Origin of the sequence: Actinomadura chokoriensis, assembly GCF_041463665.1 — a bacterium.
Classification (GTDB): Bacteria; Actinomycetota; Actinomycetes; order Streptosporangiales; family Streptosporangiaceae; genus Spirillospora; species Spirillospora chokoriensis_A.
This window is the reverse complement of sequence record NZ_JAXCEJ010000008.1, coordinates 201,105-214,220: the sequence shown is the minus strand read 5'-3', so window position 1 is coordinate 214,220 and position 13,116 is coordinate 201,105. Positions and strand designations below refer to the sequence as shown.

Below are 13,116 nucleotides of genomic sequence, written 5' to 3'. Positions count from 1 at the left end.
GGACGGGACGGCCGGCCCGGGTCAGCCCGCCGGAAGTGCGGTCAGCTGCGACTCCAGGCGGCCGATGTCGGCCTCCGCCTGGGCGAGCCGGTCCCGGTTCTTCGCGACCACCGCCTCGGGAGCCTTCGCCATGAACGCCTCGTTGCCGAGCTTGCGGCGCGCCTGGTCGACCTCCTTGCGGGCGGCGGCCAGGTCCTTCTCCAGCCGCTTGCGCTCGGCGGCGACGTCGATCGCCCCGGCGGTGTCGAGCCGCACGGTGACGCCCTCGACGGGCAGGGACGCCGTGGTGGCGAACCCGTCGCCGGGCGCGGTGAGGCGCAGCAGCGCGCGGACGCCCTCCTCGTGCGCGGCCAGCGGCGAGCCGCCCCACTCCAGCTCCGCCGCGACCTTCTGGCCGGGCTTCAGGCCCTGGTCGGCGCGGAACCGGCGGACCTCGGTGACGAGCCGCTGCAGCGACTCGATGACGGCCTCGGCGTCCCGGTCGGCGCGGGCGGGCTCGGCGGCCGGCCACGGCGCGGTGAGGACGGTCTCGCCGCCGGTGAGGGACGTCCACAACTCCTCGGTGATGAAGGGGATCACCGGATGCAGCAGCCGCAGCAGCTTGTCGAGGATTTCGCCGAGGACGCGCCGCGTCGCCTCGGCCCGCTCGTCCGCGAGTTGGACCTTGGCCAGTTCCACGTACCAGTCGCAGACCTCGTCCCACGCGAAGTGGTAGAGCGCCTCGCACGCCTTCGCGAAGTCGTAGGACTCCAGGTGCTCGTCGACCTCGGCGACGACCGACTGGAGGCGCGACAGGATCCACGCGTCGACGGCGGTCACCTCCGCGGGCATGTCGCCGCGGACGTGCGCGCCGTTGATGAGCGCGAACCGCGTCGCGTTCCACAGCTTGTTGCAGAAGTTGCGCGAGCCCTGCGCCCACTGCTCGGCCACCGGGACGTCGCCGCCCGGGTTCGCGCCGCGCAGCAGCGTGAAGCGGGTCGCGTCGGCGCCGTAGGCGTCGATCCAGTCGAGCGGGTCGATGACGTTCCCGAACGACTTGGACATCTTCTTGCCGAACTGGTCGCGGACCATCCCGTGCAGCGCGATGGTGCCGAACGGCTGGACGCCGTCCATCGCGTACAGCCCGAACATCATCATGCGGGCGACCCAGAAGAACAGGATGTCGTACCCGGTCACCAGCACGGACGTGGGGTAGAACCGCTCGAGCTCGGGCGTCTTCTCCGGCCAGCCGAGCGTGGAGAACGGCCACAGCGCCGAGGAGAACCAGGTGTCGAGGACGTCGGTGTCCTGCGTCCAGCCGGCGGGCGGCTCCTCGTCCGGCGCGGGGCAGACGACCTCGCCGCCGGGCCCGTACCAGACGGGGATGCGGTGGCCCCACCACAGCTGCCGGCTGATGCACCAGTCGTGCATGTTGTCGACCCACTCGAAGTAGCGGGACGCCATCTCCGGCGGGTGGATCTTGACGCGGCCGTCGCGGACGGCGTCGCCGGCGGCCCGCGCCAGCGACTCCACCTTCACGAACCACTGCAGCGACACGCGCGGCTCGACGACCGTGGCGCAGCGCTGGCAGTGCCCGACCGAATGCTTGTAGGGGCGGATCTCCTTGACGATCCGGCCCTGCTCGCGCAGCGCGGCCACGACCGCGGGGCGCGCCTCGAACCGGTCGAGGCCCTCGAACGGGCCGGACGCGGTGACGACGCCGCGCTCGTCCATCACCGAGAGGGACGGCAGCGAGTGCCTGCGGCCGATCTCGAAGTCGTTCGGGTCGTGCGCCGGCGTCACCTTGACCGCGCCCGTGCCGAACTCGGGGTCGACGTGCTCGTCGGCGACGACCGGGATGCGGCGGCCGGTCAGTGGAAGCTCGATCTCCCTGCCGACCATGTGCGCGTAACGGGCGTCGTCCGGATGGACGGCCACGGCGGTGTCGCCGAGCATCGTCTCCGCCCGGGTGGTCGCGACGACCAGCTCGTCCTCGCCGGAGCCGTACCGGATCGAGACCAGCTCGCCGTCGACCTCCTCGTGCTCGACCTCGATGTCGGACAGGGCGGTCAGGCAGCGCGGGCACCAGTTGATGATGCGCTCGGCGCGGTAGATCAGGCCGTCGTCGAACAGCCGCTTGAAGATCGTCCGGACGGCGCGGGCGCGGTCGTCGTCCATCGTGAACGCCTCGCGCGTCCAGTCGACGCTGTCGCCGAGGCGGCGCATCTGGCCGAGGATCCGGCCGCCGGACTCGGCCTTCCACTGCCAGACCCGCTCGACGAACGCCTCGCGCCCGAGGTCGTGCCTCGACCGGCCCTCCTTGGCCAGCTCGCGCTCCACGACGTTCTGGGTGGCGATGCCGGCGTGGTCCATGCCGGGCACCCACACCGCCTCATGGCCCTGCATGCGGCGCCGCCGGACGAGGGTGTCCTGGATGGAGTGGTCGAGGGCGTGCCCCATGTGCAGCGAACCGGTGACGTTCGGCGGCGGGATCACGATCGAGTACGCGGGACGCTCAGGCGCGCGCGCGGGGTCGGCGGTGAACAGCCCCGCCGATACCCACCGCTCGTAGAGCCGGCCCTCGACATCGGCCGGGCGGTACTGGGTGGGCAGGTCGACGTCCGCGGCGGCCCCCTGGCCGCGCTCAGTGCTGGGCTGTGTCACGGCTGACGATTCTACGGGGACGACGGAGGTGGGACGCCCCGGGGACGCCCCGCGCCCGGGATTGACCGCTGCCCTGAGAGCGTTTTCCCGTCGCGGTCGGGACACAGGTCACCTGACACCGGGTCGCCTCACCCGAAAAGGTGGCGACCGAAGGTCCGCGAACCGGGGCGTAGAGAGAGGGACGGGATGCGAGCGGTACTGGCACGCGCCGCCGTGCTGGCCGGCGCGTTCACCGCGGGGGCCGTGGCGGCACGTGCCGCGACCATCCCTCACCTCCGCCGGCTCACCGCGGACCTGCAACGTTCCCGCGAGCGGATCCTCGCCAACCGGGAGGAAGAACGCCGGCGGCTCCGGCACGACCTGCACGACGGGCTCGGGCCGACGCTCGCCAGCCTCGCCATGTCGCTCGACGCGGCGCGCATCACCCTCGCCTGCGAGCCGGAGCGGACCGACCCGCTGCTCGCCGAGGTCCGCAACCGGCTGGCGGGCGCCGTCGGCGAGATCCGCGACCTGGCGCACGGGCTGCGGCCGCCCGCGCTGGACGACCTCGGCCTCGTCGCCGCCATCGAGTCGTTCGCGGACGGCTGCTGCGAGCGGGTGGACGTCCGGTTCGACGGCGAGCCCGCGGGGCTGCCCGCGGCCGTCGAGGTGGCCGCGTACCGGATCGCGCAGGAGGCCCTCACGAACGTCCGGCTGCACGCGCCGGAGAGCTGCGCGTCCGTCCGGCTGAAACGGGACACCGAACTGCACCTCGTCGTGGCCGACAGCGGCCCCGGCCTGCCGGACTCCGCGCGCGGGGGCCCGAAGCCGGGCCGCGGGCTCGCCTCGATGAGGGAGTGGGCGGCCGAGATCGGCGGCAGCTGCGTGATCACGTCCCGCAACGGCGGCGGCACGCTCGTCGCCGTCCGGCTGCCGCTCGCCGCCCCGCAGACCGCCGACGGGTATCATCGTCCCTCGGTCGGAAGAAGGCGGGCGTAGATGTCGGAGACCATCCGGGTCCTCATCACCGACGACCACCCGGTGTTCCGGCAGGGCCTGAAGGGCCTCCTGCAGGCGCTGGGCGTGGAGGTCGTCGGCGAGGCCGAGAACGGGCCGGAGGCGGTGAGGCTGGCGGCGGAGTTGCAGCCGGACGTCGTCGTCATGGACCTGCACATGCCCGGCGGCAACGGCATCGAGGCCACCCGCACCATCACCCGGACCAGCCCGCGCATCGGCGTGCTCGTGCTGACGATGTTCCGCGACGACGACTCCGTCTTCGCCGCGATGCGCGCCGGCGCCCGCGGCTACCTGCTGAAGGAGTCCGGCGCCGAGGAGATCGCCCGCGCCGTCCGCGCGGTCGCGGCCGGCGAGGCCATCTACGGCCCGGAGATCGCGCGCCGCGTCCTCACCTACTTCACCGACATGCCCGACCCGAGGCGGGCCGCGTTCCCCGAGCTGACCGAGCGGGAACGCGAGGTCCTCGAACTGATCGCGCAGGGCCGCAGCAACGCCGAGATCGCCGGGACGCTCTTCCTCAGCCAGAAGACCGTCCGCAACCACGTCTCGAACATCTTCATGAAGCTGCACGTCGCCGACCGCGCCCAGGCCATCGTCGTGGCCCGCGAGGCCGGCCTCGGCGAATCCACCCCCCGCTGACCCCGCGCAGGCGGACGACACAGGCGGACGACACAGGCGAACGCCCCCGGCCGCGTCGGCCGGGGGCGCTCTCGTGCTAGGCGGACTTCTCGCGAGGTTCGCGCTTGGGACGGTCTCGCGGGACGAGCGTCGGGTTCACGTGCTCCAGGACGGCCTCGCGGGTGATGACGACGCGGGCGACGTCCTGGCGGCTCGGGACCTCGTACATCACCGAGAGGAGGACCTCCTCCATGATGGCCCGCAGGCCGCGGGCGCCGGTGCCGCGCAGGATGGCCTGGTCGGCGATCGCCTCCAGGGCGTCGTCGGTGAACTCCAGGTCGACCCCGTCGAGTTCGAAGAGGCGGTGGTACTGGCGGACCAGCGCGTTCTTCGGCTCGGTCAGGATGTTGATGAGGGCGTCACGGTCCAGGTTGTGCACGGACGTGATCACCGGGAGGCGGCCGATGAACTCCGGGATCATCCCGAACTTCAGCAGGTCCTCGGGCATCACCTCGCCGAGCACCGCCGCCGACTCCTCGAAGTCGGACTTGGAGCGGATCTGCGCGCCGAAGCCCATGCCCTGCTTGCCGACCCGGGACTCGACGATCTTCTCCAGCCCGGCGAACGCGCCGCCGCAGATGAACAGCACGTTCGTGGTGTCGATCTGGATGAACTCCTGGTGGGGGTGCTTGCGGCCGCCCTGCGGCGGGACGCTCGCGGTGGTGCCCTCCAGGATCTTCAGCAGGGCCTGCTGGACGCCCTCGCCCGAGACGTCACGGGTGATCGACGGGTTCTCGCTCTTGCGGGCGACCTTGTCGACCTCGTCGATGTAGATGATTCCGGTCTCGGCCTTCTTGACGTCGTAGTCGGCCGCCTGGATCAGTTTGAGGAGGATGTTCTCGACGTCCTCCCCGACGTAGCCGGCCTCCGTCAGCGCCGTTGCGTCCGCGATGGCGAACGGGACGTTGAGGAGCTTGGCGAGCGTCTGCGCGAGCAGCGTCTTGCCGGATCCGGTGGGGCCGAGCAGCAGGATGTTCGACTTGCCGATCTCGACCGGGTCGTCCCTGCCGCTGTCGCCCGACTGGATCCGCTTGTAGTGGTTGTAGACGGCGACGGACAGTGCCTTCTTCGCCGTGTCCTGCCCGATGACGTAGGAGTCGAGGAACTCGTAGATCTCCCGCGGCTTGGGCAGGTTGTCCCACTTGAGGTCGGAGGTCTCGGAGAGCTCCTCCTCGATGATCTCGTTGCAGAGATCGATGCACTCGTCGCAGATGTACACGCCCGGACCCGCGATGAGCTTCTTGACCTGCTTCTGGCTCTTCCCGCAGAACGAGCACTTGAGCAGATCACCACCGTCGCCGATGCGTGCCACCCAACTGTCTCCTTTTCGTGGGGCCGCCCGCCCTGGAGGATGCGGCGCAGCTCGGTTGCGTCCCGAAGGCTCTCGACGTTGGACTCGACGTTACCGCCTCCAACGGACTTGGAAAGCCCCTAGCCCGGAAGTGTGGCCCCCGGGCTGGGGGCTCCCTCGTCCTAGTGCCGTCTCACGACGACACTACCTCGGCCTTCCGCTTCCTGCTGGCGAAGACGTCGTCGATGAGACCGTAGTCCTTCGCCTCGTCCGCCGTGAGGATCTTGTCGCGCTCGATGTCGCGGCGGACATCGTCGATGCTCCGGCCGCTGTGCTCGGCCAGGATGCTCTCCAGCAGCTCGCGGATCCGCATGATCTCGCGCGCCTGGATCTCGATGTCGCTGGACTGGCCGTAGGTGCCCTCGGTCGCGGGCTGGTGGATCAGGATCCGCGAGTTGGGCAGCGCGGCCCGCTTGCCCGGCGTCCCGGCCGCGAGCAGCACGGCGGCGGCGGACGCGGCCTGCCCGATGCAGACCGTCTGGATGTCGGGCTTGACGAACTGCATCGTGTCGTAGATCGCCGTCATGGCGGTGAAGGACCCGCCCGGCGAGTTGATGTAGATGCTGATGTCGCGGTCCGGGTCGATGGACTCCAGCGTGATCAGCTGGGCCATCACGTCGTTGGCGGACGCGTCGTCGATCTGCACGCCGAGGAAGATGATGCGCTCCTCGAACAGCTTGTTGTACGGGTTCATCTCCTTGACCCCGTACGTGGTGCGCTCGACGAACGACGGAATGATGTAGCGGTTGTCGACCGGCAGCGGGCCGGCGCCCGGCCGGGCGATATCGGTGAAACCGGGTCGGAACAGGTCGCTCATGTGTGCCTCCGATAAGAGTTCAGGTCGTCAGGAGACGGTGCCCTCGGAAGGCACCTGGGTGGCACTGAGCACCACGTGGTCGACGAACCCGTAGTCCTTGGCCTCGTCGGCGGTGAACCAGCGGTCGCGGTCGGAGTCGCGCTCGATCTGGTCGAGGGGCTGTTCCGTGTGCTCGGCGATCTTCTCGGCGAGCGTCTTCTTCACGTAGAGCATCTGCTCGGCCTGGATCTTGATGTCGGAGGCCGTGCCGCCGATGCCGCCCGACGGCTGGTGCATCATGATCCGCGCGTGCGGCAGGGCGTACCGCTTGCCCCGGGTGCCCGCGCACAGCAGGAACTGGCCCATCGACGCGGCGAGGCCCATGCCCACCGTGACGATGTCGTTCGGGACGTACTGCATGATGTCGTAGATCGCCATGCCGGCGGTGACGGAGCCACCTGGCGAGTTGATGTACAGCGTGATGTCGCGGCGGCCGTCCTCGGCCGACAGCAGCAGGAGCTCGGCGCAGATGCGGTTGGCGATGTCGTCGTCGACCTGCTGGCCGAGGAAGACGATGCGCTCGCGCAGCAGCCGCTGGAACAGCTGGTCGCCCAGAGGCAACAGGGGCGCCTCGGCGACCCGCGCCTGGATCCGCGACGACTCGTCGAAAGTCGGAGGCATGCTCACCGGGTGTTCCTCCGGTCCTTTTAATCGGTTCGGATGATTGGACATTAACGCGCTCCCGGGGCCGCTTAAGCCCGGGGGGCCGCCTTTTCGCCAGGGGCGTACCCGCGTGGCGCCGGATGTCGCACGCGTTCCGGGCGATCTTCGCTAACGCGGCACGCCCCGTACCCGGTGGCCGGGTACGGGGCGTGCCTGCGCTGCGCGCGGGAAACGTCCGGGCGTGCGGCGCCGCACCGAAGCGGGGCGAGGCCGCGAGACGCCTCAGGCTTCCTTGTCCTTGGCGTCCTTCTCGTCCTTCGCCTCGGCGGCCGGGGCCTCCTCAGCGGCGGCCTCAGCCGTCTCCGCGGGGGTCTCCTCGGCGTCCTCGGCGGCGGTCTCGGCGCTCTCGGCGTCCTCGGCGTCCTCGGCCTGGACGGTCTCGCCCGTCTCGCCGTTCAGCTCGCGCTGGACGGCCTCGACGTCGATCTCGTTGCCCGACTCGTCCTTGACGGTGACGTGCTCGACGACGAGGTTCAGCGCCTTGCTGCGCAGCACCTCGGAGACGATCGCCGGAAGCTGGTTGTTCTGCGTCAGGTACTCGGCGAGCTGCTGCGGCTGCACGCCCATCTGCATCGCCTGCGTGACGACGTACTCGCTGAGCTCCTCGTTCTCGACGCCCAGCTCCTCCTGGACGGCGAGCTGGTCGAGGACGAACCCGCCCTTGACCGCGAGGCGGGCCGCGTCGGCGACCTCGGTGTCGAAGTCCTCGGCGGACTTCTCCTCCTCGGAGAGGTAGTCCTCCTTGGTCATGCCGGCCATCTGGAGCTGCTGCTCCAGCTGCTGGTTGCGGCGGCTGATCTCCTCTTCCACGACCTTCTCGGGAAGCGGGATGTCGACCTTCTCCAGCAGCGCCTCGAGGGCCTTGTCGCGCGCCTCGGACAGCTGCTGCAGCTTCACCTGCCGGCCGAGCCGCGTCCGGACGTCGTCGCGCAGCTCGTCGATGGTGTCGAACTCGCTGGCGAGCTGGGCGAACTCGTCGTCCAGGTCGGGCAGGTTCTTGACCTTGACGCTCTGCACGGTGACGGTGATCTCGGCCTCCTCGCCGGCGTGCTCGCCGCCGACCAGCGTGCCGGTGAACGTCTTGTCCTCGCCGGCGGCGAGGCCGACCAGCGCCTCGTCCAGGCCCTCGACGGCCGAGCCGCTGCCGACCTCGTAGGAGTAGCCGGTGGTGGAGGCGTCCTCGATCTCCTCGCCGTCGATCTTCGCGACGAGGTCGATGGAGGCGAAGTCGCCCTCCTCGGCCGCGCGCTCGGCGTTGGTGAGGGACGCGAACCGCTCGCGCAGGTTCGCGATGGTCTCCTCGACCTGCTCGTCGGTCACCTCGGCGTCGTCGACCACGACTTCGAGCCCGTCGTAGTCGGGCACCTCGAACTTCGGCCGGATGTCGACCTCGGCGGTGAACGCGAACTGGGTGCCGTCGTCCAGCTCGGTGACCTCGACATCGGGCTGTCCGAGCACGAAGATTTCGGACTCCTCGACGGCGCGGCCGTACAGCTCGGGAAGCGCGTCGTTGACGGCCTCCTGCAGGACCGCACCCCGGCCGACGTACTTGTCGATCAGCGGGGCCGGGACCTTGCCGGGCCGGAAGCCCTTGATCCGTACCTGCTGCGAGATCTCCTTGTACGCCTTGTCGAGGTTCGGCTTGAGCTCGTCGAACGGAACCTCGACGGTGAGCTTGACCCGGGTGGGGGTCAGCTCCTCGACATCGGTCTTCACTGGGGTAGGTCTCCTTGATCGGGCGCTGTCTCGGCCGCGGCGTTCGACGCGTGCTCAACTCGAGGGGCGCGGGCACGCCGAAATACGGCTCCGCGCCTTCGCGCGGTCAAGTCTATGGGGTAGCGGCCCCGGCTGCGGACATCGGCTGCCCACAAGCCGGGCGAATCGCGTCAGCGACGCCGCACGGGCAGTGACATGAGAGACCGGAAGGCCCATACTCGTCCGGGATGAACGGGATAGCCGCGGCCTTCAGTGCGACCGGTCTCTACTACCTCGGGTTCGCCGTCTTCAAGCTGGCGGCGGACCGGATGCCCGCTGTCCGGGGCAACCGGCTCCCGCACATGATCTGGGCGATCGTGAGCAACTGGATCTTCCTGGTCGCGCTCGGCATCGTGCTCGGCGGGCTCACCCTGCAGATCCTCGCGCTGGCGAACCTGCCGCTGTCCCAGGCCGTCCCGATCTTCATGTCCGGCATGGTGCCGCTGCTGCTGATCGCGCTGGTGTTCTTCGGCGAGCGGCTCACGCCGCGCGAGTGGCTGAGCCTGCTGCTGATCGGCGGGGCGATCCTGCTGCTGACCGTGTCGCTCAGCGGGGACGAGCCGATCGGCTCCGCGGACGCGCCGCTGTGGAAGATCGCGGTCGTGGTCGCCCCGGCGATCGCGGTACCGGTGCTGATCCTCTTCCTCGGCGACTACCGGCCGGACGGCCGGCACGCGCGCCCGGTCACCGGTATCGCCTACGGGCTGAGCGCCGGCTTCCCGGTCGGCACCGCCGAGCTGGCGATCAAGGGGTGGAGCGACGACGACGCCGCGACCAGCCTGCGGATCGTCGCGACGCCGTGGCCGTACCTCACCGTGGTGGCGGCGGCGATCGGGTTCGGGATCATGGTGATGGCGTTCCAGCGCTGCCGGGTGTCGATCGTGGCGACGGTCATGACGGTGGCCGCCAAGTCCTACCTGCTGACCATGGGCACGTTCATGTACGGGGAGCCGTGGCCGCAGGACGGGGCCCACTCGGCGATGCGGCTCGGCGCGCTGGCGCTGGGCGCGATCGCCGTCGTGCAGTTCCCGCTGCACCGCCCGGTCGAGGAGGAGCCGCACGAGCCGGCCGGCGCGGGCGCCTACGCCGCGCAGGACCCGTTCGGCGGTCCGGAGATCGGCGGGCCCGCTTTGGGCGGGCCGCGGCCCGGGCAGGTCCATGGGGCCCCGGTACCGCCGCAGCCGTCCCCCTACGCGCGGGACCCGCTCGGCCAGGGCCCGTACAACCCCCCGGAGGGGTACCGGCCCCGGGAGGGGACGCAGCCGCGCCGTCCCATCCGCCCGCAGAGCACGACCGAGACCGGTTCGGACGGACGCTGGCAAGGGTTCAGCGACTGAACCCGCACGTCTCGCTCACGACGATCCCCGGCCTCCGGTGAGGCCGGGGATCATCGCGTTTTCAGCGTCCCTGCGTTTCAGCGTCCCCTGGGTTTCAGTCCCCTGCGTTTATCGGCGGCCCTTGCGGTCGTTGCCGGGGAGTCCCTTGTCGAGGCCGGCCCGGCGGAGGGCGTCCGCCATGGCGCCGCCTCCTCCCTGACCACCACGGGTCTGGCCGCCTCCGGTCTGACCGCCCCTGCCCTGACCGCCCCTGCCCTGACCACCGCTGCCCTGACCAACGCGGGCCTGGTTGCCGCCGCGCTGGTTCTGGCCGCCCCGGTTCGGACGTCCGTCGCGCTCGCCCTGCTCGCCGCGCCGCCCGCCGCCCTGGCGTCCGCCCTGCCTGCCGCCGCCGGGCTTGCCGCCAGCCTGCTTACCACCGCCCTGTTTGCCACCGCCCTGTTTGCCACCGCCGGGCTCATCGTCCAGGCGGAGCGTCAGCGAGATGCGCTTGCGCTGCAGGTCGACGTCCAGCACCTTCACGCGGACGATGTCGCCGGGCTTGGCGACGTCGCGCGGGTCCTCGACGAACTTGTCGGACATGGCGGAGATGTGGACGAGCCCGTCCTGGTGGACGCCCACGTCCACGAACGCGCCGAACGCGGCGACGTTCGTGACGACGCCCTCCAGGAGCATGCCGGGTTCGAGGTCGGCGATCTTGTCGACGCCCTCCTTGAACGTGGCGGTCTTGAAGGCCGGGCGCGGGTCCCGGCCGGGCTTCTCCAGCTCGGCGAGGATGTCGGTGACGGTCGGCAGCCCGAACGTGTCGTCGACGAACCGCGCCGGCTTCAGCGAGCGCAGCACGGCGGTGTTGCCGATGAGGCCCTTGAGATCGTCGCCGGCCGCGTCCATGATCCGGCGGACGACCGGGTAGGCCTCCGGGTGCACGCTGGAGGCGTCCAGCGGGTCGTCGCCGCCGGGGATGCGCAGGAAGCCCGCGCACTGCTCGAACGCCTTCGGGCCGAGGCGCGGGACGTCCTTCAGCCCGGCGCGGCTGCGGAACGGGCCGTTGGCGTCGCGGTGCGAGACGATGTTCTCCGCGAGGCCCTCGCCGATGCCGGACACGCGGGTGAGCAGCGGCGCGGACGCGGTGTTGACGTCCACGCCCACGGCGTTCACGCAGTCCTCGACGACGGCGTCCAGGGAGCGCGACAGCTTCACCTCGGAGACGTCGTGCTGGTACTGGCCGACGCCGATCGACTTCGGGTCGATCTTGACCAGCTCGGCGAGCGGGTCCTGGAGGCGGCGGGCGATGGACACGGCGCCGCGCAGCGAGACGTCCATGCCGGGCAGCTCGCGCCCGGCGTACTCCGACGCCGAGTACACCGACGCGCCCGCCTCGGACACCATGATCTTGGTGAGCTCGAGGTCGGGGTGCCGGGCGATCAGGTCGGCGGCGAGCCTGTCGGTCTCACGGGACGCGGTGCCGTTCCCGATCGAGACGAGGTCGACCTTGTGCTCGCGGGCCAGCCCGGCGAGCGTCTCGATCGACTCGTCCCACTTCCGGCGGGGCTCGTGCGGGTAGATCGTGTCGGTGGCGACGACCTTGCCGGTGCCGTCCACGACGGCGACCTTCACGCCGGTGCGCAGGCCCGGGTCCAGGCCCATGGTGGCGCGGGTTCCGGCGGGCGCGGCGAGCAGCAGGTCGCGCAGGTTCGCGGCGAACACGCGGACCGCCTCGTCCTCGGCCTCCTGCCGGAGCCGGGTGCGCAGGTCGATGCCGAGGTGGACGAGGATCCTGGTGCGCCAGGCCCAGCGGACGGCGTCCGACAGCCACCGGTCGGCCGGACGTCCCCGGTCGGCGATCTGGAACCGGCGCGCGATCTCCGCCTCGTAGGAGCTGCGGGCGGCCGGGTCGTCACCGGTCTCCTCGGGCTCCAGGTCGAGTTCGAGGACCTCTTCCTTCTCCCCCCGGAACAGCGCGAGGACGCGGTGCGAGGGCAGTTTGGCGAACGGCTCGGAGAACTCGAAGTAGTCGGAGAACTTGGCGCCGCTCTCCTGCTTGCCGTCCCGGACCCGCGACACCATCCGGCCCTGGTTCCACATGCGCTCGCGCAGCGCGCCGATGAGGTCGGCGTCCTCGGCGAACCGCTCGACGAGGACGGCGCGGGCGCCCTCCAGCGCGGCGGACGCGTCGGCGACGCCCTTCTCGGCGTCGACGTAGGCGGCGGCCTCGGCCTGAGGGTCGCGGGACGGGTCGTCCAGCAGCAGCTCGGCGAGCGGTTCGAGGCCCGCCTCGCGGGCGATCTGCGCTTTGGTGCGCCGCTTCGGCTTGTACGGGAGGTAGACGTCCTCCAGCCGCGCCTTGGAGTCGGCGGCCATGATCTGGGCCCTGAGCTCGTCGGTGAGCTTGCCCTGCGACTCGACCGACTCCAGGATGGCGGCGCGCCGCTCGTCCAGCTCCCGCAGGTAGCGCAGCCGCTCCTCCAGCGCGCGGAGCTGCGCGTCGTCGAGCGTTCCGGTCGCCTCCTTGCGGTAGCGGGCGATGAACGGGACGGTCGCCCCGCCGTCGAGCAGGTCCACCGCGACCCGCACCTGCCCCTCGCGGACGCCGATCTCCTCGGCGATGCGCTGGGTGATGGGCGTCGTGGCCTGGCCGGTGGGCGTCTGGCCGGTGGACGTCTGGCTGATGGTCGCTGTCACAGCTTGGATTCGCTTTCTCCCCTGGGTGTCGCCTGTGCATTGTCCAGGGAACGGGGCCGGTTGTCTTGTCAGCGTTGGAATGACGGTAGGCCTAGCTCCCCTGTGGACGGGACGAAGAGGGGACCTAACACCACCGAGGCCGATGGCGTGACCGA

Annotated in this window: 9 protein-coding genes; 3 read left to right on the top strand and 6 right to left on the bottom strand. The window is 70.8% G+C overall.

Annotated features, from left to right (window positions below):
- Positions 1–21: 21 nt before the first annotated feature.
- Entirely contained in the window at positions 22–2,643 is a 2,622-nt protein-coding gene (locus SM418_RS16035) for a valine--tRNA ligase (RefSeq protein WP_371941264.1), read from the bottom strand.
- 186 nt (positions 2,644–2,829) lie between these two features.
- On the opposite strand from SM418_RS16035, the gene SM418_RS16030 reads away from it, so the two are divergent.
- Both SM418_RS16030 and SM418_RS16025 read left to right on the top strand, forming a co-directional pair.
- Positions 2,830–3,621: a sensor histidine kinase gene (locus tag SM418_RS16030; protein ID WP_371941265.1), complete on the top strand. Its 792-nt coding sequence runs from the start codon at positions 2,830–2,832 to the stop codon at positions 3,619–3,621.
- Complete coding sequence (locus tag SM418_RS16025; protein WP_371941266.1) at positions 3,622–4,278, top strand: response regulator transcription factor; 657 nt, start codon at positions 3,622–3,624, stop codon at positions 4,276–4,278.
- Positions 4,279–4,354: 76 nt separating this feature from the next.
- Here SM418_RS16025 and clpX read toward each other — a convergent pair whose 3' ends face one another.
- From clpX to tig, 4 genes are all read right to left on the bottom strand, one after another.
- A complete protein-coding gene (gene clpX, locus SM418_RS16020; protein ID WP_371941267.1) occupies positions 4,355–5,629 on the bottom strand; it encodes an ATP-dependent Clp protease ATP-binding subunit ClpX in 1,275 nt (424 codons plus the stop codon).
- 172 nt (positions 5,630–5,801) lie between these two features.
- On the bottom strand, positions 5,802–6,485 hold the full coding sequence (locus SM418_RS16015) for an ATP-dependent Clp protease proteolytic subunit (protein ID WP_371941268.1): 684 nt from the start codon (positions 6,483–6,485) through the stop codon (positions 5,802–5,804).
- Between the two features lie 27 nt (positions 6,486–6,512).
- Entirely contained in the window at positions 6,513–7,145 is a 633-nt protein-coding gene (locus tag SM418_RS16010; protein WP_371941561.1) for a ClpP family protease, read from the bottom strand.
- Between the two features lie 264 nt (positions 7,146–7,409).
- On the bottom strand, positions 7,410–8,903 hold the full coding sequence (tig, locus tag SM418_RS16005) for a trigger factor (RefSeq protein WP_371941269.1): 1,494 nt from the start codon (positions 8,901–8,903) through the stop codon (positions 7,410–7,412).
- 227 nt (positions 8,904–9,130) lie between these two features.
- On the opposite strand from tig, the gene SM418_RS16000 reads away from it, so the two are divergent.
- Positions 9,131–10,279 (top strand): hypothetical protein, encoded by a 1,149-nt coding sequence (locus SM418_RS16000; protein ID WP_371941270.1) that lies wholly within the window; start codon positions 9,131–9,133, stop codon positions 10,277–10,279.
- Between the two features lie 108 nt (positions 10,280–10,387).
- Here SM418_RS16000 and SM418_RS15995 read toward each other — a convergent pair whose 3' ends face one another.
- Positions 10,388–12,961, bottom strand: a complete 2,574-nt coding sequence (locus tag SM418_RS15995; RefSeq protein ID WP_371941271.1) for a Tex family protein — start codon at positions 12,959–12,961, stop codon at positions 10,388–10,390.
- Between the last annotated feature and the right edge of the window lie 155 nt (positions 12,962–13,116).

What these genes read in the sequence shown, in the direction of transcription:
- SM418_RS16000 (WP_371941270.1), top strand. Translation starts at nt 9,131, where the DNA reads ATGAACGGGATAGCCGCGGCCTTCAGTGCGACCGGTCTCTACTACCTC.
- SM418_RS16030 (WP_371941265.1), top strand. Translation starts at nt 2,830, where the DNA reads ATGCGAGCGGTACTGGCACGCGCCGCCGTGCTGGCCGGCGCGTTCACC.
- SM418_RS16010 (WP_371941561.1), bottom strand. Translation starts at nt 7,145, where the DNA reads ATGCCTCCGACTTTCGACGAGTCGTCGCGGATCCAGGCGCGGGTCGCC.
- SM418_RS16025 (WP_371941266.1), top strand. Translation starts at nt 3,622, where the DNA reads ATGTCGGAGACCATCCGGGTCCTCATCACCGACGACCACCCGGTGTTC.
- SM418_RS16015 (WP_371941268.1), bottom strand. Translation starts at nt 6,485, where the DNA reads ATGAGCGACCTGTTCCGACCCGGTTTCACCGATATCGCCCGGCCGGGC.